The sequence below is a fragment of the Myxococcus eversor genome (assembly GCF_010894455.1).
Taxonomy (GTDB): domain Bacteria; phylum Myxococcota; class Myxococcia; order Myxococcales; family Myxococcaceae; genus Myxococcus; species Myxococcus eversor.
The window spans coordinates 76,604-101,963 of sequence record NZ_JAAIXY010000034.1 but is presented as its reverse complement, the minus strand read 5'-3'; the positions used below and the strand labels follow the sequence as shown (position 1 = coordinate 101,963).

At 69.5% G+C, this 25,360-nt stretch carries 21 protein-coding genes; 8 read left to right on the top strand and 13 right to left on the bottom strand.

What is annotated here, in order from left to right; all coding sequences use genetic code 11:
• Positions 1-8: 8 nt before the first annotated feature.
• Both G4D83_RS43295 and G4D83_RS43290 read right to left on the bottom strand, forming a co-directional pair.
• A complete protein-coding gene (locus G4D83_RS43295) occupies positions 9-692 on the bottom strand; it encodes a hypothetical protein (protein WP_163870815.1) in 684 nt (227 codons plus the stop codon).
• Positions 693-781: 89 nt separating this feature from the next.
• The gene (locus tag G4D83_RS43290) at positions 782-1,351 is read right to left on the bottom strand and encodes a hypothetical protein (RefSeq protein WP_163870814.1); all 570 of its coding nucleotides are present in this window, start codon (positions 1,349-1,351) and stop codon (positions 782-784) included.
• Positions 1,352-1,530: 179 nt separating this feature from the next.
• Here G4D83_RS43290 and G4D83_RS43285 point away from each other — a divergent pair, with 179 nt between their 5' ends.
• Together G4D83_RS43285 and G4D83_RS43280 are read left to right on the top strand one after the other, a co-directional pair.
• A complete protein-coding gene (locus tag G4D83_RS43285) occupies positions 1,531-2,619 on the top strand; it encodes a glucose 1-dehydrogenase (protein WP_163870813.1) in 1,089 nt (362 codons plus the stop codon).
• 12 nt (positions 2,620-2,631) lie between these two features.
• On the top strand, positions 2,632-4,488 hold the full coding sequence (locus G4D83_RS43280; protein WP_163870812.1) for a glycoside hydrolase family 15 protein: 1,857 nt from the start codon (positions 2,632-2,634) through the stop codon (positions 4,486-4,488).
• A gap of 23 nt (positions 4,489-4,511) precedes the next feature.
• On the opposite strand, the gene G4D83_RS43275 is transcribed toward G4D83_RS43280, so the two are convergent.
• Positions 4,512-6,554, bottom strand: coding sequence for a hypothetical protein (locus G4D83_RS43275; protein WP_163870811.1), 2,043 nt, complete (start codon positions 6,552-6,554; stop codon positions 4,512-4,514).
• 191 nt (positions 6,555-6,745) lie between these two features.
• Between G4D83_RS43275 and G4D83_RS43270 the strand changes: the two genes are divergently transcribed.
• Positions 6,746-7,933: an L-dopachrome tautomerase-related protein gene (locus tag G4D83_RS43270; RefSeq protein ID WP_163870810.1), complete on the top strand. Its 1,188-nt coding sequence runs from the start codon at positions 6,746-6,748 to the stop codon at positions 7,931-7,933.
• 44 nt (positions 7,934-7,977) lie between these two features.
• On the opposite strand, the gene G4D83_RS43265 is transcribed toward G4D83_RS43270, so the two are convergent.
• Positions 7,978-8,409 (bottom strand): DUF6209 family protein, encoded by a 432-nt coding sequence (locus G4D83_RS43265; RefSeq protein WP_163870809.1) that lies wholly within the window; start codon positions 8,407-8,409, stop codon positions 7,978-7,980.
• Positions 8,410-8,565: 156 nt separating this feature from the next.
• Between G4D83_RS43265 and G4D83_RS43260 the strand changes: the two genes are divergently transcribed.
• A complete protein-coding gene (locus tag G4D83_RS43260; protein WP_163870808.1) occupies positions 8,566-9,699 on the top strand; it encodes an App1 family protein in 1,134 nt (377 codons plus the stop codon).
• A 356-nt stretch (positions 9,700-10,055) separates the two neighbouring features.
• Here the strand turns inward: G4D83_RS43260 and ppk1 are convergent, their stop codons facing one another.
• Entirely contained in the window at positions 10,056-12,218 is a 2,163-nt protein-coding gene (gene ppk1 / locus G4D83_RS43255) for a polyphosphate kinase 1 (RefSeq protein ID WP_163870807.1), read from the bottom strand.
• A gap of 182 nt (positions 12,219-12,400) precedes the next feature.
• On the opposite strand from ppk1, the gene G4D83_RS43250 reads away from it, so the two are divergent.
• On the top strand, positions 12,401-12,946 hold the full coding sequence (locus G4D83_RS43250; RefSeq protein ID WP_163870806.1) for a hypothetical protein: 546 nt from the start codon (positions 12,401-12,403) through the stop codon (positions 12,944-12,946).
• A gap of 131 nt (positions 12,947-13,077) precedes the next feature.
• Complete coding sequence (locus G4D83_RS43245) at positions 13,078-15,390, top strand: sensor histidine kinase (RefSeq protein WP_240357146.1); 2,313 nt, start codon at positions 13,078-13,080, stop codon at positions 15,388-15,390.
• On the opposite strand, the gene G4D83_RS43240 is transcribed toward G4D83_RS43245, so the two are convergent.
• From G4D83_RS43240 to G4D83_RS43230, 3 genes are all read right to left on the bottom strand, one after another.
• Positions 15,387-15,878, bottom strand: a complete 492-nt coding sequence (locus G4D83_RS43240) for a cupin domain-containing protein (protein WP_163870805.1) — start codon at positions 15,876-15,878, stop codon at positions 15,387-15,389. The two genes, G4D83_RS43245 and G4D83_RS43240, sit on opposite strands and share 4 nt — an antisense overlap.
• A gap of 149 nt (positions 15,879-16,027) precedes the next feature.
• A complete protein-coding gene (locus G4D83_RS43235) occupies positions 16,028-16,936 on the bottom strand; it encodes a TIGR02266 family protein (RefSeq protein WP_163870804.1) in 909 nt (302 codons plus the stop codon).
• 69 nt (positions 16,937-17,005) lie between these two features.
• Complete coding sequence (locus tag G4D83_RS43230) at positions 17,006-18,358, bottom strand: RtcB family protein (protein ID WP_163870803.1); 1,353 nt, start codon at positions 18,356-18,358, stop codon at positions 17,006-17,008.
• 419 nt (positions 18,359-18,777) lie between these two features.
• On the opposite strand from G4D83_RS43230, the gene G4D83_RS45735 reads away from it, so the two are divergent.
• Positions 18,778-19,119, top strand: coding sequence for a hypothetical protein (locus tag G4D83_RS45735; protein ID WP_205522855.1), 342 nt, complete (start codon positions 18,778-18,780; stop codon positions 19,117-19,119).
• 334 nt (positions 19,120-19,453) lie between these two features.
• On the opposite strand, the gene G4D83_RS43220 is transcribed toward G4D83_RS45735, so the two are convergent.
• Positions 19,454-20,536: a tetratricopeptide repeat protein gene (locus G4D83_RS43220; protein ID WP_163870802.1), complete on the bottom strand. Its 1,083-nt coding sequence runs from the start codon at positions 20,534-20,536 to the stop codon at positions 19,454-19,456.
• Positions 20,537-20,890: 354 nt separating this feature from the next.
• On the opposite strand from G4D83_RS43220, the gene G4D83_RS43215 reads away from it, so the two are divergent.
• The gene (locus G4D83_RS43215; protein ID WP_163870801.1) at positions 20,891-21,187 is read left to right on the top strand and encodes a pilus assembly protein N-terminal domain-containing protein; all 297 of its coding nucleotides are present in this window, start codon (positions 20,891-20,893) and stop codon (positions 21,185-21,187) included.
• Positions 21,188-21,259: 72 nt separating this feature from the next.
• On the opposite strand, the gene G4D83_RS43210 is transcribed toward G4D83_RS43215, so the two are convergent.
• From G4D83_RS43210 to G4D83_RS43195, 4 genes are all read right to left on the bottom strand, one after another.
• Entirely contained in the window at positions 21,260-23,206 is a 1,947-nt protein-coding gene (locus tag G4D83_RS43210; protein WP_163870800.1) for a sulfatase-like hydrolase/transferase, read from the bottom strand.
• Positions 23,207-23,367: 161 nt separating this feature from the next.
• Positions 23,368-24,141, bottom strand: a complete 774-nt coding sequence (locus G4D83_RS43205; protein ID WP_163870799.1) for a DUF4142 domain-containing protein — start codon at positions 24,139-24,141, stop codon at positions 23,368-23,370.
• A gap of 124 nt (positions 24,142-24,265) precedes the next feature.
• Positions 24,266-24,724, bottom strand: a complete 459-nt coding sequence (locus G4D83_RS43200; protein ID WP_163870798.1) for a PaaI family thioesterase — start codon at positions 24,722-24,724, stop codon at positions 24,266-24,268.
• A 1-nt stretch (position 24,725) separates the two neighbouring features.
• Positions 24,726-25,175, bottom strand: coding sequence for a PaaI family thioesterase (locus G4D83_RS43195; RefSeq protein WP_163870797.1), 450 nt, complete (start codon positions 25,173-25,175; stop codon positions 24,726-24,728).
• Positions 25,176-25,360: the final 185 nt, after the last annotated feature.

Genomic DNA, 25,360 nt, shown 5'->3' with positions numbered 1-25,360 from the left:
CCCGGCCCTCACGGCTTCTCGTTCGCGGCGTCGGATGCTGGCGGAGTCGCGGGCTTGTTTTTCGGGCCGATGACCGTGTCCAGCGCGGAGCCCAGCGCCGAGCCGACATTCTTCCCCAGCGACGAACCCGCTTCACTCAGTCGCGAGCGCAAGCCCGGCTTCGTCTCGGACTGTGGCGCGGGAGTCGCCTCCGCCTGCTTCTCCTCGGGCGCGGGCACGAGGGCCTTCGGCTCCTCGACGACGGGAACAGGCGTCTCCACGGGCGCGGCCTTCGCGGACGCGGTGCCTTGCTTGAGCTGCACCTGCTTGCGCACCGACTCGAAGTCCCGCTCCACCTTGGGGGCCGCGGCGACGGGCAGCTTCGCCTCGGGCCGCAGCGTCAGGCCGGTGCGGAACTCCTCCAGCGCCTGCTTCCTGCGGCCCAGGTCGGCGAGCACCAGCCCTCGGTAGAGCGCCACCTCCGACTGCTCGTCGATGGTGGACGCCACCTGCTTCGCCTGGGTCAGCCAATTGAGGGACTTCTCGTACTCCAGCGCCTCGTACAGCGTCCCCGCGCGCTCGATGCGATGGCGGAAGAGCCCCGCCGACTCCTCGGAGTCGGGCGTGTTCGCCAGGGCCAGTCCCGGAGCCAGGCAGGCCCACAGCACGACCAGCCAGACCCCCCAGCCTCTCGGGTTGATAGAAGCTTCCATGCTTCGCGAAGCTAGCATGGAGCCCCGGGACAGGAATCCACCCCCCGGGTGCGGGCCAGAGGCCCGCTGTCCCGGGTGCGGAGTGACTGTCAGGCCCCTGAAGCGGAGCGTTCGGCGCGGCGATGGGACCTGGTGCGCCACGCCAGCCACACGCTGAAGAGGAGCAGCGCCACGCCCACGCCGGTGTACGCGCCGCCCACGCGCAGGGACGCGCGCCGGTCATCCCGAATCACCTCCAGCGGCCCCGTGCCTGGCGAGGCGAGGTAGCGCTCCACCTGCTCCTTCACGGCGGTGGCCTCGCTCTCCTCGGTGGCCCACTGCGCGAAGAGGGGCAGCTTGCCCTGCGTCGTCTCGAGCCGCGGTCGGTAGATGGGCACGGACGTGCGGCGGGCGCTGCGGCTGTGCTCCACCGTGACGGCCTGAATCGCGTCCAGCGGCAGCGTGGCCACCGGCTCGCGCGTGAGCCACCCGGAGCGAGTCAGTGTGCACGGCCCTCCCGGCTCGCAACGGAAGTCCATCCGCGACTTTCCGTCCAGCAGCCACAGGCCGAGCACCAGGAAGGGCAGGGCGAGGAGGAGGCAGGCCACGGTGCCGATGGCGGTGGAGCGACTGGCGCGGGGCGTGTCGTCGGTGGGGGCGGCGGGGAGGGGTTCGCTCACGGGCTCCACTCATAGACCGGTCGCCTCCGGCTGGCAGCGGTTTCGTGCACTCGTCGACATCCGCCGCTGGTCAGCGGGCGACCGGGCGCTGTGTACCCCCCAACCCTTGACCCTGGTGTCCCGCCCTCACGGTGAACACCTCAACCAGGATTCGGCACTCGCAAGGGCAGGAGCCGCGCATGAAGGCCGTCGCCGTCTTTCCCGTGAAGAGAGAGGTGCGCGTCATCGACGCACCCGAGCCATGGCTCCAGTCCCCCACGCAGGTGAAGGTGCGCACCCTCGAAACAGGCGTGTGCGGCACGGACAAGGACATCGTCTCGTTCTCCTACGGCACGCCGCCGCCCGGCTCGGACTTCCTCATCCTCGGCCACGAGTGTCTGGGCGAGGTGGTGGAGGTGGGCTCGGCGGTGAAGGGACTCCAGGTCGGAGACCTCGTGGTGCCGCGCGTGCGCAGGCCGTGTCCCCATGCCACGTGCCCCGCGTGTCGCGGCGGCCATCCGGACTTCTGCATCACCGGGGACTACACCGAGCGAGGCATCAAGGAGGCCCATGGCTTCTGCTCGGAGCGCTTCGTGGAGGACGTGGCGTACGTGCACCGAGTCCCCAGGGAGCTGCGCGAGGTCGCCGTGCTCACCGAGCCGCTGACCATCGCCGAGAAGGGCCTGCGCGAGTGGGAGCGAATCCAGGAGCGGCTGCCATGGCGTCCCGCGCCGGGGCGCGCGGTGGTGCTGGGCGCGGGGCCGGTGGGACAGCTCGCGGTGCTGACGCTGCTGCGGCGGGGCTTCGCCACGACCGTGTATTCGCACAGCAGCAAGCCCAACCCGAAGGCCGAGGCGGCGGAGGCCGCGGGCGCGCCCTACCTCTCCACGAAGGACGTGTCCCCGGACGAACTGGTGCGCAGCGTGGGGGAGCCGGACCTCATCTATGAGGCCACTGGCGTGGTGAAGGCGGCGTTCGATGCGCTCAAGACGCTGGCGAACAACGGCGTCTTCATCTTCACGGGGGTGCCGTCGGACCAGCAGCCGCTGTCGCTCGCGGGCGAGGAGTTCCTCAAGCAGGTGGTGCTGCGCAACCAGGTGCTGCTGGGCACGGTGAACGCGGCGGCCACGGACTTCGACGCGGCGCTGGAGGACCTGGCGCGCTTCAGGGCCCGCTGGCCGGGCGGGCTGGAGCGGCTCATCACCTCGCGCCATCCGCCGGAGGACTTCCTCGACGTGGTGACGGGCAAGGCGGGCAAGGGAATCAAGCAGGTCATCACCTTCAGCTAGGGCGAGGTGCGTATGCGGGACGGCAGACAGACGACGGCGGGGGGCTCGGTGCCCATCGAGGACCACGGCGTCATTGGCGACCTGCGCACGGTGGCGTTGATTGGCAACGAGGGCACCATCGACTGGATGTGCTACCCGCACTTCGACAGCCCCAGCGTGTTCGCCGCGCTGCTGGACCCCCAGAAGGGGGGCCACTGGCGCATCCACCCCAAGCCGGACGGGGTGCTGTGCAAGCAATTCTACTGGCCTGACACCAACGTGCTGGTGACGCGCTTCTACACGCCGGACGGCGTGGGGGAGCTCATCGACTTCATGCCCATGGGGCGGGAGGACGAGGATGACGTGCGCGAGGTGCTCCGGCGCGTGCGCGTGGTGCGCGGGGAGATGGCGTTCGAGCTGGAGTGCTTCCCGGCCTTCAACTACGCCCGGGACACTCACACCACGCACCTCATCTCCGGTGGGGCCGCCTTCGAGTCGGAGAAGCTCCAGCTCACCCTGGCGAGCTCCGTGCCCATGCAGCGCACGGAGCGCGGTGTCACGGCGAGCTTCGTGCTGAAGGAGAACCAGTCCGCCGTCTTCTCGCTCAGGGATGGGATGCGGGTGTCGTGCGAGGAGCTGGTGCACAGCCATGAGTCGGCGGAGGCGCTCTTTCGCGGCACGGTGGAGTACTGGCGCCACTGGCTGTCGGGCTGTCAGTACACGGGGCGGTGGCGGGAGACGGTGCAGCGCTCGGCGCTGGCGTTGAAGCTGATGACGTTCGCTCCGACGGGCGCGATTGTCGCGGCGCCCACGTGCAGCCTGCCCGAGTCACCCGGTGGCACTCGCAACTGGGACTACCGTTACTGCTGGCTGCGGGACGCGGCCTTCACCGTCTACGCGTTCCTGCGCATCGGCTTCAAGAAGGAGGCGGCGGCCTTCATGCGGTGGGTGGAGGCGCGGTGCGCGGAGCAGGGGGACGGGCCGCTGCCGCTGATGTTCTCGTTGGACGGCAGCCGGGTGCCGGACGAGGTGGAGCTGACGCACCTGGAGGGCTACGGCGGCGCGAAGCCGGTGCGCATCGGCAACGGGGCGGCGGACCAGCTCCAGCTCGACATCTATGGCGAGCTGATGGACTCGGTGTACCTGTTCAACAAGCACGCGGCGCCCATCTCCTACGACTTCTGGCGGCACCTGCGGCGGCTGGTGGATTGGGTGTGCGAGCACTGGAACCAGCCGGACGAGGGCATCTGGGAGGTGCGCGGGGGACGGCGGCACTTCGTGTACTCGAAGCTGATGTGCTGGGTGGCGGTGGACCGGGCCATCCGCCTGGCGGACAAGCGCAGCTTCCCGGCGGACCGGCCGAAGTGGCTCGCGACGCGCGATGCCATCTTCGAGGACATCATGGCCCGGGGCTGGAGCGAGGAGCGCGGCTCCTTCATCCAGGCGTACGGGAAGGACACGCTGGACGCGGCGAATCTGCTGATGCCGCTGGTGTTCTTCCTGTCGCCGGTGGACCCGCGGATGATTTCGACGCTGGACCGCATGCGAAAGCCGCCGTCGCAGGGCGGCCTGACGTCGGACGGGCTGGTGTTCCGCTACGACGTGGCGGCCACGCTGGATGGCATCGCCGGGAGCGAAGGCACCTTCAACCTGTGCAGCTTCTGGCTGGTGGAGGCGATGACGCGGGCGAACCCGGTGCGGCCGGACTTGTTGGAGGAGGCGCGGCTCACCTTCGAGCGCATGCTGGGCTACGCCAACCACGTGGGGCTGTACGCGGAGCAGACGGGCATGTCGGGCGAGTCGCTCGGCAACTTCCCGCAGGCGCTCACCCACCTGTCGCTCATCAGCGCCGCGTACAACCTGGACCGGACGCTGGGGCGAAAGGACTGACCCCAGCAGGCCATCGACAGGCGCTACGCCCCGAAGAACTCCTTCCACGCCCCGGGCGTCACCACGCCGATGAGCTGGACACCCAGCTCGCCCTTGTGGCGTATCACCACGTCCAGTCCGGTGAGCAGGCGTGGGTCGTCCGCGAAGTCACGCTGCTTCTTGCGCGCCACCAGCAGCTCGAAGTCCTTCTCCATCAACTCGCCATCCTCGCGAGGCATGCGCCGCAAGGTGGCGCGAGCCCGCTCCACCCAGCCCTTCTCCGGCTCCCACTTGTCCTGCACGACGGCGTTCCACGCGCTGAGCGCCAGGGCGAGGACGGTGAACAGCTCTTCTTGGGGACTCTCCGAACTCTCGATGTCCTCGAGGAGGGGCCGCGCGAAGTCGAGCAGCGTCTCGGAGACCTTGCGCTGGGGCACCTTGCGCGTGGCCTTGCCCGAGGACTTGGGCGGCTGGAGCGGGATGCTCGCCAGGTCCACCTTGCCCACGTAGAAGCCCGTGAGCAGGGGCAGGGGCACCTCCAGCTTCACGCGCAGGTGGAAGTCCCCCAGGCGCAGCTCTGTTTCTGTTGTCGCGTCCTCGGGTCTCGCCTCCGCCAGCGCGAGCGCTATCGCCGTCGCGACCCGCATGTCCTCGACGTCGCCGGGAAGCAGCTTGTTCCTCTGGACCCGGAGCAGGTCGGGGACGAAGGGGACGCCGGTGTGCTGCTGAATCGCCTTGCTCGCCCAGGCGGGGGTGTCATCGAGCGTCAGTCCCAGGGCGTCCGGGATGAGCATGTCCACTCCCGGCACGGCGGGACTGGAGCGGGCCACCCGGTCCGCCGACCCCATCCGGTCGAAGAGCGAGAAGCCGAACTCCGCCTCGCCATTGCCCATCACGGACAGCTCACGCGTCCCCTTCACACGTCCCTCCAGGGTGACGGTGAACAGCTCCCCGTTGGTCCACAGCTCCCACGGGGCCGCGCGGATGAGGGCCGTGGTGGCCAGGAGAAAGGCCTCCATGTCATCCGGAGGCACCCTCGGCGCCTTGCGTGGCATCCAGTACGACTGCACGGCGAGGTGCGCACGGAGCGAGACGATGGAGAGCGGCGCGGGCCGCGAGACGAACCCGAAGGCCGCGCCCGCTCGAGCCAGCCGGCTCTCGCAGTAGACCTTCCGGCCCTTCAGGACTCTGGCCAGGGCCGCCAGTCCGTCCACGTCCCGCGCGACACACTCGGGAGGGAGCACGTAGCCGCCGGCCTCCACCGCCATGTAGAAGGACACCGGCCCGTCCTGGCCCGTGTCGATGGGGCCTAGCTTGAAGACATACGCCGAGCCCTCCTCGAGCTCGCCCTTCGACGCGGACTTCCTCTTGCGAGGCCGCTGTCCAGCGAAGTCCTGGAACGCACGGCGGCGGGGAGGAAGCAGCGACTCAGCGAAGGCCATGGCCTCTTCCTCGTCGAAGGAGGGCGCCTCCTCGGAGATCAGCTCCATCACGCGTCGGAACAGGAACGGCGCCCGGCGACGCACCTGGCGTCGTCGCCCCGCGAGGTCGTCCAGGGGCGGCAAGGTGCCCAGCTCACGGCGCACGGAGTCGAGGAGGAGCGGGTGCTGGGATGCGGCGACGACCACCGTGCCGCCCGTCAGCTCCAGGTGGTCTCCCGCGGGCATGGCCCAGGTCACGAAGACATCGCCCGGCACCACCTGAAAGGTCAGGCTCTGCTCGCGAAACTCCAGCACCTCGTCGAAGAGCAAGTCCCTCAGTCGGAGGCTCTTGCCCAACTGGACGTCCTGGACCTCGAATATCGAGCACCACGAAGCAGCCAGGGCCTGGAGGATGGAGCGCTCCGCGCGTGACAGGCGCGCGCCCGCTGTCAGCAACTGACGGTCCGCCGCGGTGCGGCCCTCCGCGTCCTCCCGGCCATGAAGCGTCCAGGCGAGCAGCGAGGTGTCCATCCAGGGGAAGCGGATGGGGTCCCAGTGCGCTGGAAAGTCGGCGCGGGCCAGACGGGTGTTTTCCGGCTCGGCCTGAGCGAATTGCCTCAGCGCGGCCAGTCCCCGCGCGAAGGCATGGGCGGTCCAGGTCGTCATGGGAGGACACTACCCACGAAGCCACTGCCAGGCCATGTCACTCGACAGGGGTGTTCAGGCCTCGGCGCTCCTCTGCTCCACCGAGCGACGTCACGGTGAAGCGGGCCGCAGAACCACTCGTCGGCGGCCTCCGTATTGAGGGAGAGTGAGGCCCCACCGCGTCAGGTGGGCTCACCTCCCCGGTTCCCTTCATGGCCGCTCCGCTTCCATCCCTCCCCGAGTCCTCTCCCGCCCCGGGCGCACGCGCCCTCCGGGTCTTCAAGGGTGTCCTCGCCGTCGTGGGGTTGCTGGTGCTCGCGACGGTGGGCGTGCGCCTGCGCTACGGCGGAGGCGAGCCGTACCCGGACGTCACGGGCATGCCCCTGCTCCCGGACAGCGCGCTGGAAGAGGTGGTGCGCAGCGCGGAGCCCATCGGCAACGTGGCGGTGTCGTCGACGGGGCGCCTGTTCTACACGCTCCACCCGGAGAGCCGCCCCGAGGGCGCGAAAATGTGGGAGTGGGTGGACGGCAAGGCCGTGCCGTTCCCCGCGGAGGCGCTCCAGAAGAAGCTCTTCGACACCGTGCTCGGCATCACCGTCGACCGGCGCGACTGGCTGTGGACCATCGACCATGGCAACCACGGCCTCGGCGTGCCGCGCCTCTTGGCCTTCGACCTGGCCAACGGACACCTCGCGCACGAGTTCGACTTCCCGCCGCAAATCGCCCCCCCGGGCTCCTTCCTCCAGGACCTGCGTGTGGATGCGAAGGGCGGGACGGTGTTCATCGCGGACGTGGGCTTCTGGCGCCGCTCGCCCGCGCTCGTCGTCTACGACGTGGCCGCGAAGCAGGCTCGCCGCGTGCTGGAGAAACACGCGTCCGTGTTCCCTCGCGACTTCGTCATCCGCAATCCCATCAAGGACATGGTGTTCTTCGGCGGAATCGCCGCGCTGAAGTGCGGGGTCGACGGCATCGCCCTGGACCCGAGCGACGAGTGGCTGTGGTTCGCCGCGATGAACCACGACACCATGTACCGCGTGCGCACCCAGGACCTGCGCGACGCCAGCCTGGATGACGAGGCGCTCGCCCAACGCCTCCAGGCCGTGGGCCGCAAGCCGCTCAACGACGGGCTGAGCGCGGACGCGGAAGGCAACGTGCTGATGACCGACGTGGAGCACGGCGCGGTGCTGCGCATGAGTCCGGACGGACGGCTGGAGACGCTGGTGAAGTCCCCTCGAATCCGTTGGGCGGACGCGCTCAACCACGGGCCGGACGGCTGGCTCTACGTGGCCGACAGCGCCATTCCCCACCACATGCTCCAGTCCAAGGCGCACATCGCCGCGAACGGGCCCTACTTCATCTGGCGCTTCAAGCCCGGCATCGGCGGCATCGCGGGCATGTGAGGAGCGCGCGAGGTCCGTGAAGCCCTCGCGCGCGCCCCGTCACGTCACTGCACGTTGAAGTGGTAGTTGTTGCCGAAGTTGGAGTCCCACGCCTGGCAGCCCCAGCGGCTGGTGTTCTCGAACCAGATGGCCAGGTCGCCCCGCGTGTTGAGCGGAATGGACGGCGCGGGCGGGTTGGGCGTGGAGGAGAAGCCCGCCACCCAGAAGCTCTGCACCGGCCCGTTGTTGAACTGGTAGTGGCCGGTAATCGTCCACCCCGGCGTGTTGGCGTTGATGTTGCCCCGGCACTGCGTCAGCCGTGAGGCGTCGAACACGATGCTCGCGGCGGCGCCGAAGGGCAGCGGGTTGGAGGAGGCGAAGACATTCCAGCCCTGGGACGGGGACTGGAAGGTGATGCTCGGTGCCGTCTGTGACACGGCCACCGAGGCGACGAGCAGCGAGACAGCGGCCAGCAACCAGCGGAAGTGACGCGGCATGGCGGGACTCCTTGTCGTGAGGGAGAAGAGAGTGCGGCTCTCGGGATACGAAACCCGAAGGCTTCACCGGCCGCGAAGACTTCCTCGCGGCTTTGCCCCGCGAGCCGCCCCGGAGTCTTCTACAGTCGGGCTCCCCCACTCCTTACGCTCCGCGCCATGGCCGACCCAAGACTCGCCTTCTACCGACTCGCCGTCCGCGTCGACGCCCGCTATGACGCGATGAGCCGGAGCCTGCGTCGCTCGCTGGGCATCGCCCCGCCGCTGCGCATCCTCCCCTACCGAGGCCATGGCACCTCCGAGCGCGCCGTCATCAAGGCCCGCGTCCTGGAGGACCGGCACATCCGCCCGCAGAAGCAGCGCCACACGCTGTGGAGCAGCGCCGTGGCCTCCTACAAGCGCTACATGACGCGCGAAATCGCGGGCGCCCACGTGGCGGTGCGCTGGGGCGACAAGCGCTGGGAGGGGACCACCGACGAGGAGGGCTTCCTCGAACTGTGGGTGGCTCCGCCGGAGGGCGTGCGCTCCGGGTGGCACATGGTGGAGCTGGAGCTGCTGTCGCCGGAGGCGGCGGGCGTGCCCCGCGTGGCGGCCCCGGTGCGAGTGGCCGGAGCGAGCGCGGGCTATGGCGTCATCAGCGACATCGACGACACCGTCATCGTCACCGGCGTGACGGACCCGCTCAAGCGCGCCTGGGCCCTGTTCCTCACCGAGCACCGCGTGCGCCTGCCCTTCCCGGGCGTGGATGCCTTCTACGCCGCGCTCCAGGCGGGCCCGGAGGGGACGGGGGACAACCCCATCTTCTACGTCTCCAGCAGCCCGTGGAACCTGTACGAGCACCTGGACGAGTTCCTCGCGCTGCACCACATCCCCACCGGCCCGCTGCTCTTGCGCGACTGGGGCCTGTCCAGCCAGGGCTTCGCGCCCGGCGGCGGCCACGGCCACAAGCTCGACAAGATGCGCGGGCTGTTCGCGGACCTGGCGCACCTGCCCTTCATCCTCATCGGAGACAGCGGCCAGGAGGACGCGGAGCACTACCGCACCATCGCCCGCGAGTTCCCCGGCCGAGTCCTCTGCGTCTACATCCGCAACGTGCCCGGCCACCCCCGCCGCGCGCGCGAGCTGGAGCTCATCGCCGCCGACATCCGCGACGCCGGCAGCCAGCTCGTCGTCGTGGATGACACGACGACGGCCGCCCGCCACGCCGCCCGCTCCGGGTGGATTCAGTGGAAGGAGGTCCTCGAGGTGGAGGCCCATCGCCGCGAGGAGGTCTCCAGGGACCTTGGAGGCTGACTTACGAAATTACAGCATCATCGCCATTTTATAGGTAATGCTTGAATTCCGACCTTCAGTTGTGGCACAGGCGCGCCTGATTATCCGGTCTGTCCTCTGTTTCCACACCCCTGAAGGAAGCGAGTCATGCGTGGCCACCTGGTGCATTCGTTTCGCTGGACGCTCTCCGCGCTGGGCGCAAGCGCGAGGCGTATGGCGCGGTCCGTCATCGTCCAATCAGGTCTGCGAGCCCAGGGCGCGCCCGCGTCCTCCGCTTCGCACCCCGCGCCGTAAGGCGAAGTGCTCGTGGTGGACGACGCGTCGGCCCTCGTCGGCGCGTTGAGGAGGGTGGGGCCCCAGGGGTTCGGGGCCCTCCTTCAAGGCAGGGGGCGGCCGCCCTGGAACTGGGCCAGGCGGGTGGCGCGCTCCATGACTTCGCCCTGGGCCCAGCGCTTGTCCGCGCCCGCGGGAGGCGTCAGGCGGCGCCAGTTGCCATCGGGTTGCAGCTCCCACGCGTGGGTGTTGTCCACGAGGCTGCGCTCCAGCGAGTCCTTCACCTGCGCGGCCAGCGTCGGGTCCTCCACCGGCGCGAGGATTTCCACGCGGTGGTCCAGGTTGCGAGGCATCAGGTCCGCGGAGCCGATGTAGCAGCGCAGCTCCGTGCCGCGCTCGAAGATGTAGACGCGCGCGTGCTCCAGGAAGCGGCCCAGCGTGGACACCACGCGGATGTTCTCGGACATGCCGGGCACGCCGGGACGCAGGCAGCAGATGCCGCGCACGTTGAGCTCCACCTTCACTCCGGCGCGCGACGCGTCGTAGAGGGCGCGGATGATGCCCGGGTCCACCAGCGCGTTCATCTTCATCTGGATGCGCGAGGGGCGCTCCAGCGTGTGCGCGACGACGGTGCGCTTGATGTGCTCCAGCAGGCCCTCGCGCATGGTGAGGGGCGCCACCAGCAGCTTGCGGAAGCTCTTGGGCCGGCCGAAGCCGGTGAGGTAGTTGAACAGGTCCGCCACGTCCGCGCCGATGTCCGGGTCCGTGGTGAACAGGCCCATGTCCGTGTAGAGGCGCGCCGTCTTCGGATTGTAATTGCCGGTGCCGATGTGCACGTAGTGCCGCACCCGCTCGCCTTCGCGCCGGACGATGAGGATGGCCTTCGCGTGTGTCTTGAGGGAGGGGATGCCGTAGACGACGTGCACGCCCGCCTCTTCCAGCGCGTTGGCCCACTTGATGTTGGTGCGCTCGTCGAAGCGGGCCTTCAGCTCCACCATGCACACGGCCTGCTTGCCGTTCTCCGTGGCCGTAATCAGCGCGGGCACCAGCGGTGAGCTGTCGGAGGTGCGATAGACGGTCTGTTTGATGGCGAGGACATCCGGGTCCGCCACCGCCTCCGTGACGAAGCGCTCCACCGACGTGGCGAACGAGTCATAGGGATGGTGGACGAGCAAATCCCCCCGCCGCATCGCCGCCATCACCGTGACGCCCTCGGGCGTGTCCGTGTCCGGGCGCAGCCGGGGCTGGGTGACGGATACCCACGGCGCGTCCTTCAGCTCCGGGAAGCCGGGGGCGAAGGCGATGGCCTGCACGTCGCCCAGACCCAACAGGCCCTGCTCCTCGTACACCTGGCGGGACTCCAGCCCGAGCGCCTCCACCAGCGGCTCCAGCAGCTTGGGGCTCATGCCCGCCTGCACCTCCAGGCGGATGACGTCTCCGAACCGGCGCTGCCGCAGCTCCGTCTCCACCGCCTTGAGCAAATCCTCCGCGTCCTCGGACACGGTGAAGTCCGCGTCGCGGGTGACTCGGAACAGGCTCCAGCTCAGCACCTCCATGCCGGGGAACAAGTCCCCCAGGTGCTGGGCGATGACCTCCTCCAGCGGCACGAAGACGTTGTTCTTCAGGGGCAGGAAGCGGGGCAGCAGCTCCTTGGGCACCTTCACCCGGGCCACGCTCTCCTCGCCCGCCTCCGGGTCCCTCAGCAGCACCGCGAGGCTGAGCGACAGGTTGGAGATGTACGGGAAGTGCCGCCCCAGGCCGATGGCCAGCGGGGTGAGCACCGGGAAGATCTGCTCGCGGAAGCGCTGGTCCACCTGGGCGCGCTGGTCGGCGTCCAGCTCCTTCGCGGTGAGGATGCGCAGGCCCTTCTCCGCGAGCGCGGGCCGCAGGAGCTTCTCGAAGATGGCGCTGTGGCGCTTGCTCTGCTCGAAGATGCCCTCGTGCAGCTTGTCGAGCGTGGCGCCCGGGGACGCGCCGTCCGGCACCAGCCGCGCCACGTTGGCGCGCACCTGCTCGTGCAGGCGCGCGACGCGAATCATGAAGAACTCATCCAGGTTGCGCGCGTAGATGGCCACGAACTTGAGGCGCTCCAGGAGCGGCTCGTCCGCGGACTCGGCGAGCTGGAGGACCCTGTCGTTGAAGGCCAGCCAGGACAGCTCCCGGTTGAAGAACATCCCCTCGTCCGGCTCCGCCCCCGCGGGCAGGGCATCGCGCTCCAGGGGCTTCTGGGGGGTGACGCTGCGTCCGGCGGCGCCTCGCTTCGCCATCTTTTGGAATCTCCCGGTTCCCACCTTGGCGGGGGATGTAGCAGGCTGGGCTCTCACCGATTGTGAACTCCGTTGTCACGAAAGGAAGCCCTCCAGCGCCAGGCACCGGCTCGGGAAGTTGCCGGGCGGGCGTTACCGGGGGTGCGGCGTGGAGTTTCTTGCATCCGCGCTGTTGGAACGGCATGTCAGTCGACGTGAGCCCGACAGAGAACCTCCCGCACGCCTCCCTGGCCGCCGAGCAGACGGACGCTGGCAACCTCTTCTCGGCCTATGACAAGGAAGACCAGAAGGCCTCCCGGGGGCGTTGGGCGCTGGCGCTCCTGGCCGCCCTGGTGCCGGTGGTGCTCGCGGGGGTGTTCTGGACCTTCGTGCGCGAGCAGCGTCCCACATTCCAGGTCATCACCGACCACGGCTTCAAGTCCATGCATGGGGGGATGACGACGGACCAGGTGATGGCGCTGCTCGGCCGCCCCATGGCGCGTGAGAAGGATGCGACGGGCGCGGACTGCTACCGCCACGGCGCGCCGTCGGTGGAGAAGGAGTTCTTCCTCGTCTATTCGGTCTGTTACGAGGACGGGAAGCTGCGGGACGTGACGCAGCGGAAGTTCTCCGCCTGGGCCGTGGAGCCTGAGACGGGCACCTTCCAGGCCCCGGCCGGAGATTCGGCGCCGGTGCCCGCGGGTGCTCCGGAAGCGGCGGCCCCGTCGTCCACGGCGGGCTCGCGCTAGCCGCTTCAGCCTTGTCCCGAGGAGTGCCCGGCACCTGACGCCAAGCCGTCCCATGGGCGGGGGTGTGGGTGCATGGCCAGCGGGGCCACCTTCTGGGCTGTGCCAGGCGTCGGGCAGGAGGCCGGGTCCTGGTGCGCAAGGGGGGTGGCGTGGGGCGGCCGTGGACGTACTCCCAGCGTGTCGGCGCTGGCTTCATCGCGTCCCTGGTGGTGGCGCTGGCGCTGGCGGTGACGTCGGCGGTGTCGCTGTTGTCGGTGCGCTCCACCCACAAGGCGAGCCTGCTCGAGCTGTCCATGGACCTGCTGGAGGTGGAGCGCCTGCGCCGGGCCTTCAGCGACAAGGTGTCCAGCGAGCGGGGCTATGCGCTGTCGGGCGACGCGCTCTTCGCCGAGGAGATGGTGGCGTCGCGCGAGCGCTTCATCGCCATCCATGAGCGGCTGAAGTCCCGGCTGGACACGGAGCCCGCGGAGTCGCTCCTGGAGTCCGCGATGCGCGCGGAGCAGGAGCACGAGCAGGCCGTGCGGGAGATGGTGGTGGCGCATTCCAACCGCGTTCCCCGCGAGCGACTGGAGGTGCTCTTCGAGGAGCGGGTGGGGGACACGCGCCTGCGTGCCTATGAAGCGCTCCAGCAGCTGTGCGCGAGCGTGGAGGAGCGGCTCGCGCTGGGCATCCAGTCGGCGGTGGAGGTGGACGAGCGCGTCCTGGTGCTCACGTTGATCGCGGCGAGCCTGGGGCTGGCGCTGGCCGGGGTGCTGGCGTGGGTGTTGTTGCGGCGGCTGGGCCCCTTGCGCGAGGAGGCCGAGGCCAGCACGAAGCGCTTCCAGTTGCTCGTCGAGGGCGTGCAGGACTACGCGCTCCTGCTCCTGGACGAGCGGGGCCGGGTGGCGAGCTGGAACCCGGGGGCCACGCGCATCACCGGCTATCAAGCGGCGGAAGTGGTGGGCGAGCCGGTGGACCGCTTCTACCCGCCGGAGGCGGTGGAGCTGGGGTTGCCGGAGAAGGAACTGGCGCGCGCGCGGCGGGACGGGCGGCTGCGCACGGAGGGGTGGCGCACGCGCAAGGACGGCACGCACTTCTTCGCGGAGGCGCTCATCAACACGCTGCTGGATGACGACGGCGAGGTGCGGGGCTACGCGGCGGTGACGCGCGACATCACCGAGCGGCAGCGCGCCGAGCGCACGCAGCGGTTGTTCGCGGAGGCGGGCCGGATGTTCCAGCAGTACCTGGACCCGGACGAGATGGTGGCGGAGCTGGCGCGGATGATGGTGCCGGAGGTGGCGGATGGGTGCCTCCTGTACATGCTCACGCCGTCCGGGCAGTTGAGGCCCCGGGCGGTGAAGCACGCGGAGGCACGGAAGGAGGCGTGGCTGTGGGAGTCGGTGCGGCGCTACACGCCCCCGACGGACGCGCCCCAGGGGCTCTGGCAGGTGATGCGCACGGGGCGCTCCCAGTGGGTGGAGGACGTGTCGCCGGAGATGCTGGCGCAGGCGGCGGCGGACGCGGAGCACTTGCGGCTGATGGAGCAGGTGGGGGTGCGCTCGTCCTTGTCGGTGCCGCTGCGCGCGGGGGGGCGGACGCAGGGGGTGCTGGTGCTGCTGATGTCGCTGCCGGAGCGGCGGCTGACGCTCGCGGACCAGGTCTTCATGGAGGAGCTGGCGGGGCGCGCGGCGCTGGCGCTGGACAACGCGCGGCTCTTGCGCGAGGCGCGCGAGGCGGTGGAGCTCATCGGCGTGGCGGCGCATGACCTGGGCAATCCGCTCAACACGCTCCAGTTGCTGCTGCGCAAGCTCTTGCGCACGGACCTCTCGGTGGAGCGGGAGAAGGTGCGGGACGGGCTGGGCACGGCGCTGAAGCAGACGCAGCGGTTGGGGCAGTTGCTGCTCAACCTGCTGGATTTGTCACGGCTGTCCGCGGGGCGCCTGGTGCTGGACGTGGCGCCGGTGGACCTGGCGGACCTGGCGCACGAGGTGGTGGAGCGCTTCGCCGCGCACGCGACGGAGGTGGGCAGCAAGCTCGTCTTCGACGCGGAGCTGGGGCTGGTGGGGCAGTGGGACCGGCTGCGGTTGGACCGGGTGGTGACGAACCTGGTGTCCAACGCGCTGAAGTTCGGCGCGGGCCGGCCGGTGATTGTGCGGGTGGAGCGCGCGGGCCTGGCGCGGGCGCGGCTGGTGGTGCGGGACTTCGGCGAGGGCATTGCTCCGGAGGCGCAGCGGCTCATCTTCGACCGCTTCGCGCGGGTGCCCTCGGCGGGCCGGCATGCGGGCTTCGGGCTGGGGCTCTACATCGTCCGCCAGCTGGTGGACGCGCACGCGGGCTCCGTCCGAGTGGACAGCACGCCGGGCGAAGGCTCCACCTTCACGGTGGAGCTGCCCTTGATGGAGCTGGGCGCGGAGCGGGAGGACGACACGGGCGAGCCGGCGCCTGCCCCTGCTGACGGGGGCTAGAGTTTCTCCATCGTATCGGCCGTGCGCTCTTCGCGGACGTTGCCGGTGTTGAGGGTGGCGGCTGGCTCGAAGAGGAGGACATGGACCTCCTCCTCCGCGACGGGCCGGTGCTCCACGCCTCGGGGGATGATGATGAACTCCCCGGGCTCCACGTCCACGGTGCGCTCGCGCATCTCCATGCGCAGCCGGCCGTGCAGGACGAGGAACATCTCGTCCTCGTTCTCGTGGTGGTGCCAGGTGAAGGGGCCCAGGAGCTTCGCCAGCCGGACGTGCTGGCCGTTCAGCTCACCCACGACTTTCGGAGACCAGTGCTCGGAGAACAGGGCCAGCTTCTGGGCCAGGTTGACCTTGTCCACGGAGGGCGGCGCCACGTCGGTGCTCACCTCGTTGGTGGAGGCCTCTCCGGTGGGGGAATCGTCGCGGCGGCCGGAGTCCCAGCGGGGAGGACGGGCACTGCTGGCGGTGGGGCTTCGGGTGGGCGCACTCATACCGTGGAGTTCTCCTGTGGGGACGCGAAGTCCGCGAGCCACCATGCCCGAGCCCCGGTCCGGATGTCTGTCTTTTTGAGTCCGCCAACGCCGCTCATGGACAACCGGGCGCGAGGTTGGGTCGACTACCCGACGAAGCGCGTCAGGCTTCAGTCTGGATAGAACATGGGGTCTCTCGTGGTGACGAACGAGGAGATGACGGAGGCCACCTCATGCGGCAGTCCGGTGAACTGCACGCCCACGCCTGGCATCAGGTCCGGCATGCGGGGATTGGACTCGCGCACCCAGCGCACCACGCCCGTCACCTTGATGGGCCGGCCGCCCGGCAGCGTGAAGTCCAGCTCCACCTGCGTGCCGCGTGGCACCGCGTCCACCGTGGCGATGAAGACGCCGCCCTCGCTGATGTCCATCGAGAAGCCGGTGAAGAAGTTGGAGTCGCTGCGCATGTCGATGGACGTGTGCATCCGCACCCGCCCGTTGCGCCGGGCCTCCGCGCTGTCCGAGGCGCGCGAGGGGGCCTCGTGCGGCTGTCCCTGCGTCTTCACCGTGGCGGCGGCCTGCGCCAGCTCCGCCTGACGCGCGCGAGCGGCGGCTTCCTGGCGGGCCCGCGTCCTGGCCGCGGAGGACTCCACCTGCTGCTTCAGCGCGGCCTCCGCGTCCGCCACCGCGCGAGCCACCTGCGCCGTCTGTTCCTGCTGGATGCGCAGCGCGGCCTGCACCTCCGTCCCCATCCGCTTGCGTGCTTCCAACGCCTTCTCGCGTGCCTCCAGCGCCTTCTCGCGCGCGGCCTCCACGTCCAACGAGGGCACGCGAGCGGCCTGGAGCCTGGATGCCTGCTCACCCACCTGCGGGTCGGCGTCGGGTTCCTGGTGGGCCCGGGCCAGCGCGGCGCGCACGCCATCCAGCCGGGAGGCGAGGGCGGCGGTGTCGGCGAGGGCGCGCGTCACCTGCTCCGCGAGGCGGGACTCCTGGGCGGACAGCTCGCTCTCGGCGCGAGCCAGCTCGGCCTCACGGGGGCCCGACGGGGGGACGCGGGCGGCAGGGGGCGGCGAGGTCATTCTTGGGACTCCAGAGGGGCGCCACTGTAGCAGGCTCCCCGGGAAGTCCACGTCCCACTCGCGTGTGGGTCAATCCGCGCCCTTGATGCAGGCCACGGGCTTGAGGCGCTTGGCGATGCGGGCGAGCCCCGCCATCTCCACCGTCTCCAGCACGTCATCCAGGTTCTTGTAGCAGGGGCCGGACTCGTCGAGCGGCGTCTGCCGGGTGTTGAGGATGATGCCGGACTCCGCCATCCGCGCGTCGGTGGCGCCCTGGTTCAGCACGCGCCGGGCCTCGCCTCGGGACAGGCGCCGGCCGGAGCCGTGGTTCACCGAGTAGATGGACTTGGACGCGCCCTCCTCGGCGAACAGGATGGCGCTGCCGGTCTCCATGGAGCCCGGAATCAGGATGGGGTGACCGGTGCCCTCCCACGTGGTGCGCTTGAGCGCGGGGTGGCCCGCGGGGAACGCGCGCGTGGCGCCCTTGCGGGCGACGAACTTCCCGGCCTCCTTCTGGATGAGGTTGTGGGAAATCTCGTAATAGACGCTCGCGGTGCCGCCGAAGACGTCCTCCAGCGCGGCGCACACGGCCTCACCGATGATGAGCCGGTTGGCCACGGCGAAGTTGGCCGCCATGTTGTGCAGGTTCCAGTACTCGCGGCCCATCGGGCTGTCGGCGTCGAGCCAGACGAAGTCCTCGCTGCGGCTCTTGAGTCCCAACTGGGCGGCGCCCTTGACGAAGAACGTCTTGGCGATGTTCCACCCGAAGCCCCGGCTGCCGGTGTGGAGCATCACCCAGACGCGGCCCTCTTCATCCACCTGCATCTCGGTGAAGTGGTTGCCGCCGCCCAGGCTGCCCAACTGGCCGCGCTTCTCATAGGCCCGCTCGGGGATGTCCACCCGGTCGTCCTCCACGGGGATGAAGTCGCGCTCGGTGACGGCGGAGCCGCGGCCCAGGGCCTTGGCGCCGTGGCGGACGACTTCCGCGAAAGCGCGGTCGGACACCTTGCGCTGCGCCTGCACGCGACTGGCGCCCACGCCCACGGCGATGCGGCGAGTCACTTGCTCAATCCACTGGCGACGCTTCGCGGGGTCCGCCACGTCCTCGGCGTTGAGGGACGTCTGCAACTGCACCATGCCGCAGCCGATGTCGTAGCCGGCGGCGGTGGGGAGGAGGATGCCGTCGGTCTCCACCACGGTGCCGATGGGGACGCCGTAGCCCACGTGACAGTCCGGGGTGACGGCGACGCGGGTGACGCCGGGGAAGGACGCGGCGTTGACCACCTGATCGAAAACGGCGTCCTCCAGGCCGGGCATCTCGGGGCCCTCGCCCCACAGGAGCTTGTCGGACAGGAAGAGGTCCGCGTCGACCTTCATGCTCTTGGTCTTCGGAAGGACGTAGTGACCTTCGGCCGTCTTCTCCAACCGCTGCTTCCAGCTCATGGCATTGCCTCCCCTGACGCCCCTGGACAGGGGTGAACACGCGCGAGGGACGGGAGCGTCCGAAAGAAGCTGACCGTCGCGCCCGGGTTCGCCCGAGGCTCCGAGGATGCTGGGAGAGCGGGCGGGAAAGCGAGCGAATTCCCGAGGTTTTCCCTCGGAGAACGGGCGTTTGCGCAAGGGCGCGACGCGGTGCGTGGGTGGCGGCCGCCCCGGACCTGGGGACGAGGGTGGAGGGTGGGTGCTGTTGCCGTCCCGACGTCGGCAACGCATTCTCGTGGGGGCCCCGAGGCCTGGCGCGCACACCCGGACGGTCGACCGAAAGTCGGCTCGCGTGCGAAGCGCGGGAATTGGATCTGCGAAGGACTTGCCGCATTCCGGCTCCAGGCCCATCCATCTCCTATCCAGGCAGGGGGTGGGCGATGGGTTTCCTCGGTGGGATGTTCCTGGCGGTGGCGTTGCAGGCGGTGCCGGCGGATTCGTTGGCGGGGCCGGTGTTCAATCCGTCGATCTGCGCGAAGAAGCGCGTCGACGCGTGCGGTTGTCACCACGTGTATGGGATTCGGCACTGCCATCCCAACCGCAAGGGTGGGCACTGCGAGGCGCCGGTGAAGGCGCAGATGCCGGAGGAGAAGGTGGAGGCCCCGGTGCTGGAGAGCCGCGAGCCGGAGCCGGCGAAGACGGCGGAGCAGGAGAAGGCCGCACAGCCTCCGGCGACGCACGAGAAGAAGCGCTTCGACCCGAAGAAGTCCGTGCCGATGTAGTCCGCGCGCGGCGCGAGTCCTGGAGTGAAGACTGAAGGCTGGAGGCGCCTCCGTGTCGTGGAGGCGCTCCGCCAGGCGGTACGTGTCAGCGACGGTGGGCGAGGATGCGCGGGCCCATGGGTTGGAGCGCGTTCTCTTTCACCCGGCGTTGTTCGACGGTGAGCAGAGGTGCTCGGCCACACGCTCACCGGAGACGGTGTCGTCGTGGGACTCGGTGACGCCTCACGCCAGATACCGGAACAGAGTGGGCCTCGAGTCACCTCGGAGACCTCGAAGCCGCCGTGAGAGACGCGGACGCATGGCCCGCGCCCCGGAGGATGGAGGCGCGTGTTCCTCAGTGCGCGATGAGGGGTGGGCTGTCCTCGATGGCGGCGACGGGCGCTGGTGAGGGCACGTCGCGAGCGGGCACGGGCAGTGACTCCATGCGGCTCAAGGACAAGGGCCCGTCCGCGCGGATGATGACCCAGTGAGACTGGGGCGAGGCCCTCAGGGCCACGGTGTTGGGGTTCAGCCACCGAAGCTCGGGCCGATAGTTCGTCACCGGCGTCACCGTCACGGCAGCCCCCGTGGTCCAGAGACTCGCGCTCACCTCCACCTTGGGCAGCTCGCGAGGCGCGGGTGCGGTCGTGCTCGCCGTGGCATGGAGTGCCTGGGCCGGAGACAAGGTCGCGGTCGTGCGCGGTGCCTGAGAAGGAGCCACGGACACACTCGGACGTGGAGCCGCGGGGGTCTGCTCCAGAACCAGCGTCCCCTTCACCACGGGAAGGGCCACTTCACGCGGCGCTTCCACCTGGCGTGGCGCGACAGCACCGCGAGGCGGGAACGAGCTCGGCATCGACGGTGAGTCGGGCACGGGCGCCCGGGTCACGGGCCCCGGTGGCTTCACCTTCACCGGAGCAATGGCCGGCGCCGAGGGCAATGGCCCCGGTGCACGCGTCTCTTCCGCGGCACGCAGCACGAACGGTGGAGGCGGCGGAGGCGGCGTCTTCACGCGAGCTTCCGTGCGCGGAGCCACCACCACCGGAGCCTCGCTCACCGTGACGTGACTGTAGAGCCGCTCGTCCTCCAACGCGGTCGACGGTGGCCGCGCCGCCTGCCCCATGCGAGTGAAGTCCGAGATGAGCACCGGGTCCCTCGGGTCCAACTCCAGCGCCGCACTCAAGGAAGCGCGGGCCCGAGCCTCACAGCCCTGCGCGAGCAGCAGCTCCGCCGCCGTGCGATACGACGCGATGGCGGCCTGTCGGTCCCCCGCGCGACGACAGATTTCCGCGTGACGCACTCGCGCGTTCGGGTCCTTGGGCACCATGCGGAGGATGCGCGAATGGACCTCCGCGCATTCGGCGTATCGCCCCTGGGAGAACAGCAACTGCGCGGCTTCCTTCAACGCTCTCAACTGGGCCTGGGCGCGCTCGCTCATCGTCCTGTCCTCCGGAACGGATGCCCTGCGGGGGAAAGCAGGGGACATGCCGAGGCGCGCGCATCCGTGTGAACAGTCCACCGTCCACCGGGGACACTGGCCCATGGCGCGAAAGCGCGTCTTCGGGCGAGCATCCACCGCGCACTCCAGGGTGAAGCGAGCCGCGCACCCAGACTCGCGACGTAAGGGAGACCCTGTAGAAAAGGAGCCCCGCGCTGTAACAATGAAAGCCTTCCGTGCACCGGCGGGGAGGCGATTGAGGGGTGCGCGTGCGACATGGGGTGGCGCCGGGTGTCACTGAAGTGAGGCGTAGCGAACACGCGCCTCGACTCACCCAAGGAAGGGACACACCGCATGCGGAACGGACTGGTGGGACTCTCGCTGATGGCGCTGGCGTTGGTGGGCACGAGCGCGGCGGCGGAGGAGCGCATCGAACTCAAGGCGGGCGAGCAGCGCGTGCTCGACATGGAGGGCCTGTCGCGGCTGGCGCTGGGAGACCCCGAGACAGCGGAAGTGAAGACCCTGGGCAAGGGGAAGATTGAAGTCACCGGCAAGGTGGCGGGCACCACGACGATGCTGGTGTGGAAGCGCAACGGCGAGCGACTCGCGTACACCGTCGTGGTGACGGAAGGCGCGGCGAAGAAGAAGTAGACCGCGCTCACGCAAGAAAGCCCGCATGTCCTCGGTGGACATGCGGGCTTCACCGTCACCACGGCCTCGCGACTACGCGGGCCAGGGAGACAGCTTCTCCGTCTCGTACTTCCCGAGCAGGGCGTGCGTCTCGCGCGCGGCGGTTTCGACCTCGTCGTGGGTCAGTCCCTTGGGCAGCGTGGAGATGACCGTGGGGAACGCCCCGTCGAACACGAGCAGGTTCTCCAGCTCCAGTGCGTCGTTCTGGAGGTCGTAGAGCTCCCACTGGTCGGCGTACTCGCCCGACGGGTCCCACGTCCTCGACAGCTTCCAGCGCGGCGTGCGCACGCACCGGACATGGTTCGGCTGGCACACCGCGCCGGGCCTGAGCTCCGGCACCTTCCCCGCCTTCGTGGTGCCTTCGCGCAGGGCGTCGACGGCGCGCGAGAACACGTTGAACAGCGCATCGTCGTGCGCCTGGTGCGGGTCGCCGGTGTGAGGCAGCGTCTCCGTAATCTCGTCGTCGGTGATGAAGAGCACTCCGGCGCGGGGTGTGCCGTCCGGCTCCGTCACGGTGGTGGTCTCTCCGCGCGCCAGCGGGCTCAAGTCCGCGCCGACGAAAGGAGGTACCGGGCGGTGCAGCCGCAAGTCCGTGCGAATCGCGTCGAGCTCCACGCCCTTGATGTCCGCGAGTCCCAGGAGCGTGGGCAGCACGTCCACGTGGCTGCTGAGCGCTTCAATCTGCCGAGTCGTCGGCGCGACGTCCTTCTTCGGAGGGAACTGGACGACGAGCGGCACGTGCAGCGCCTCCTGATAGGCGGTGTGCCACTTCTCCATCAGGTAGCCATGCGCGCCGGCGTACTCACCGTGGTCGGAGAGGAACATCACGAGGGTGCTCTCGCGCAGGCCGCTCTCGTCCAGCGTCTTCAGCACCTGGGCGATGTGCGCGTCCACCACGTGGATGAGCCACGTGTAGTACTGCACGAAGCGCAGCGTGGACACATCCGGGGCCGCCGTGAGCTGGAAGGGGATGCCCGAGTTGAGGGTGACGGAGACGGCGTCGATGTTCTCGTTCGCCTGATGCAGGACGAGCCCCGTCTTGGCCGCGAGCGCCAGGCCCATCTTGTACGCGTAGTCGCGCTGGCAGCTCGGCTTGTTGACGAGCGAGTCGTGCACGTTGGGAGGCAGGTGCGCGTTCTCCTGCGGAAAGTCCTGGGGGTTGAGGAGGATGGAGAGGCTGCCCGCGACGGGAGTCACGGAGCGCGCTGTCTGTGACGGCACGTGCAGCGGACCCAGCGGGCGGGATTCGGAGTCCATCTGCCGGGGCAGGATGGGATACGTCGCGATGTCGTGGGGGTTGGTGAAGGACGCGACGGCGAGCCACGGCTGCGGCGTGGTGGAGGGCCCAGCGGCGAGCGGCGCCGAATAGGACTGCTGGGCGAGCGCGCGGTTGTAGGGCTGACCCAGCGCCATCCTGCGCAGGAAGGTACAGGCCAGGTCCGCGAAGCCCATGTCGCGGAACGTCCCCAGGTTGTTGACGGAGGAGCCGTGCGGCTCCGGATAGGACAGCTCCCAGTCATCGAAGCCGTACTCCTTCAGCGAGTGGTCCGGTGGATTGCTGACGTGCCACTTGCCGAAGTAGTGCGTGTGGTAGCCGGCCTTCTGGAACCAGTGGCCGATGGTGGGAATCCCGTCGGGCTCCAGCCAGGGGAACGCCGCGGCGTCGCCGCTCTTGAACAGGCCATCCGTCTGCGTGACGCCGGTGCGCGTGCCGTATTGGCCCGTGTAGATGGCGGCGCGGCTGGGGATGCAGGCCGAGGTGGCGATGGTGTGGTTGCGGAAGATGGCGGCGTTCTTCCGCAGCGCGGTGAAGCCGGGGAAGAACTTCTGGTAGGGGTTGTCGTCCCCGCCCTCGTCGATGAAGCCGAGGATGTCCTTGATGCCCGGCAGGAACCCTCCCTCGGGGCCGTAGGCGAACCGGGGGAACATGAGTTGATCCACCGTCAGCAGGAGGATGTTGGGACGCGACGTTTCGGACATGGGGCCAGGGCTCCGGAATGAAACGGGGAGAGGGGCCGGAGTTTGCACTCGCCATGCCCACAATCCCCATCCACCCGATGTCCCGCGTCTCTCGGTACATCCCCGATGTCCCGCGTAGCAGGGGAACGCGGGTGCGTTCACCCCGGACGCGCTTTGGGAGCTCAGCGACCGCCGCGCGGAGCCTGTCGAGCCTGTCGAGGCGTCTCCTGGCCCAGCAGCCGATACGCGCTCAGCCGGTGCTGCTGGAGCTGGGGCAGGAGGTTGTCGAGCATCGCCTTCAGCGCGGTGTTGTCGGCGAACTGCTGTTGCCCGGCCATCACCTTGGCGATGTCCACGTCATGGTCGCCCACCATGGCGGCCAGATAGGCGCGGTCGAACGCGGGGCCCTGGAGCGCCTGCAGCTTCTCCATCGTCGCGCTCTCCGCGCTCTGCATCGTCTTGGCGAGTGACGAGTCCGCCTTCGGCTCACCGAGCTGGAGCTTCTTCGTCTTCGCGTACGCGAGCAGGTTCTCATCCGCCTTGCCGTGCTCGCGCTCCATGCGGGCGCCGAAGTCCTTCACGGCCTGGGAGGTGCCGTTCTTCTGCGCCAGCTTCCCCATCTGCACCTCCATCTGGTTGGCGTGGTGCAGCTCCTCCAGGAAGGCCTTCTCCTCGGTAGGGATGGGCATCAGGCCCTCGCGCATCCACTTCGCGGCCTGCGCGTCGGGCTGGCCCGCGCCGCCGGTGCCGGGCCAGGCGCTCGGGTCCTTCTGGATGTCCTCGGCGTGGTCGATGGCATCTCCCTCGCCCATGCGAATCATGCCCTGACTGTCGCCGGTGCCGTCGCTCTGTGTCGTCGGCGTGTTGGAGTTCTTCGCGCCCTGGTTGTCCTGCGCTCCCGCGGCGCCGCCCAGCACGAGCGCGCCCACCAGCATCCAACCGTTCCATCGCATCATCGCCAGCCTCCTGGATGTGGACATCCCGGTGGCAAGGTGGCGATGACGAAGCACCGGTGGCCAGGGAGCACCAGGGGAGCGGACAGGGGCTCCGTCCCCGGTGGGTCCCTCCCCGCCGTCGGTGTCAGGGCTCCGCGAGCAGGAACAGGGCGTGCGCGCTGGCGATGGGACGGGTGCGGTCGTCCTGCCAGGCCTCGACGCGGACGTTGGCCACGCGACGTCCCTGGCGGGTGATGAAGGCGCGCGCGAAGGTGTCCTGCGCCTTGCCCGAGCGCAGGAAGTCCACGGTGACGGAGATGACCTTGGGCACGCGCGGCGTCTCCGTCTGGAGCAGCAGCTCGAAGATGGCGGAGGACTCCAGCAGCGCGCCCAGCGTGCCACCGTGCAGCGCGGGGATGAAGCTGTTGCCGATGAGCTTGGGCGTGTAGCGCATCCGGCAGAGCATCTCCCCGGCCAGGTTCTCCACGCCGATGCCCATGAAGCGCGTGTAGGGGATGGCGTCGGTGAGCCGGCCGTAGTCGCGCGTCTTGCGCACCTGGTGCACCAACTCGGCGAGGACGGAGGGGGACTTGGCGTCGCTCATGTCATTCCTCCAGCCGCATGAAGGTGCCCTGCGCGGAGGCCACCGGGTTGCTCTTGTCACCCTGGTGCACGAGCGCGCGGACGAAGGCGACCTGACGCGTGCTGCGGTAGCACTCGGCCACGGCGATGAGGGGGACGTGGGGGCGGGCGGGGCGCAGGTAGTCGATGCGCAAGTCCAGCGTGACGAGCGGCTGGATGCGGCCCAGCTTGAGGATGACGGCGGAGCCGCAGGCCGCGTCGATGAGCGTCGTCACGGCGCCGCCGGCGATGACGCCCGTCTCCGGGTTGCCGACGAGGAAGTCCGCGTAGGGCAGCTCGACGGTGGCTTCGGCGGGGCCGATGTCCAGGAGCTTCAGGCCCAGGGCGTGATTGTGGGGGACGATGTCCGAGTAGAACAGGGCGCAGCGTTCCAGCCGCCCGGCCTTGTCTTCGGGAAGGGTGAAGTCCGACATGGGAAGCGGATAACAGAATCACGTCCGGATGGCGCGTGACGTTTCGCGTCGAGCCTTTGTCGGCCGCTCAGGAAGAGGCCTGCCCGCTCCCCTGTTCACGCGCGCCGAGCCTGTCGTCCCCGGGCCGGGTAGTGTCGCCCCGCCCCGCACGGCCGTATCTCGCGCAGTCCCCCATCACGAGGACC

Coding starts and splice junctions, on each gene's coding strand:
- G4D83_RS43295 (WP_163870815.1), bottom strand. CDS start 692: ATGGAAGCTTCTATCAACCCGAGAGGCTGGGGGGTCTGGCTGGTCGTG.
- G4D83_RS43285 (WP_163870813.1), top strand. CDS start 1,531: ATGAAGGCCGTCGCCGTCTTTCCCGTGAAGAGAGAGGTGCGCGTCATC.
- G4D83_RS43280 (WP_163870812.1), top strand. CDS start 2,632: ATGCGGGACGGCAGACAGACGACGGCGGGGGGCTCGGTGCCCATCGAG.
- G4D83_RS43275 (WP_163870811.1), bottom strand. CDS start 6,554: ATGACGACCTGGACCGCCCATGCCTTCGCGCGGGGACTGGCCGCGCTG.
- G4D83_RS43270 (WP_163870810.1), top strand. CDS start 6,746: ATGGCCGCTCCGCTTCCATCCCTCCCCGAGTCCTCTCCCGCCCCGGGC.
- G4D83_RS43265 (WP_163870809.1), bottom strand. CDS start 8,409: ATGCCGCGTCACTTCCGCTGGTTGCTGGCCGCTGTCTCGCTGCTCGTC.
- G4D83_RS43260 (WP_163870808.1), top strand. CDS start 8,566: ATGGCCGACCCAAGACTCGCCTTCTACCGACTCGCCGTCCGCGTCGAC.
- ppk1 (WP_163870807.1), bottom strand. CDS start 12,218: ATGGCGAAGCGAGGCGCCGCCGGACGCAGCGTCACCCCCCAGAAGCCC.
- G4D83_RS43250 (WP_163870806.1), top strand. CDS start 12,401: ATGTCAGTCGACGTGAGCCCGACAGAGAACCTCCCGCACGCCTCCCTG.
- G4D83_RS43240 (WP_163870805.1), bottom strand. CDS start 15,878: ATGAGTGCGCCCACCCGAAGCCCCACCGCCAGCAGTGCCCGTCCTCCC.
- G4D83_RS43235 (WP_163870804.1), bottom strand. CDS start 16,936: ATGACCTCGCCGCCCCCTGCCGCCCGCGTCCCCCCGTCGGGCCCCCGT.
- G4D83_RS43230 (WP_163870803.1), bottom strand. CDS start 18,358: ATGAGCTGGAAGCAGCGGTTGGAGAAGACGGCCGAAGGTCACTACGTC.
- G4D83_RS45735 (WP_205522855.1), top strand. CDS start 18,778: ATGGGTTTCCTCGGTGGGATGTTCCTGGCGGTGGCGTTGCAGGCGGTG.
- G4D83_RS43220 (WP_163870802.1), bottom strand. CDS start 20,536: ATGAGCGAGCGCGCCCAGGCCCAGTTGAGAGCGTTGAAGGAAGCCGCG.
- G4D83_RS43215 (WP_163870801.1), top strand. CDS start 20,891: ATGCGGAACGGACTGGTGGGACTCTCGCTGATGGCGCTGGCGTTGGTG.
- G4D83_RS43210 (WP_163870800.1), bottom strand. CDS start 23,206: ATGTCCGAAACGTCGCGTCCCAACATCCTCCTGCTGACGGTGGATCAA.
- G4D83_RS43205 (WP_163870799.1), bottom strand. CDS start 24,141: ATGATGCGATGGAACGGTTGGATGCTGGTGGGCGCGCTCGTGCTGGGC.
- G4D83_RS43200 (WP_163870798.1), bottom strand. CDS start 24,724: ATGAGCGACGCCAAGTCCCCCTCCGTCCTCGCCGAGTTGGTGCACCAG.
- G4D83_RS43195 (WP_163870797.1), bottom strand. CDS start 25,175: ATGTCGGACTTCACCCTTCCCGAAGACAAGGCCGGGCGGCTGGAACGC.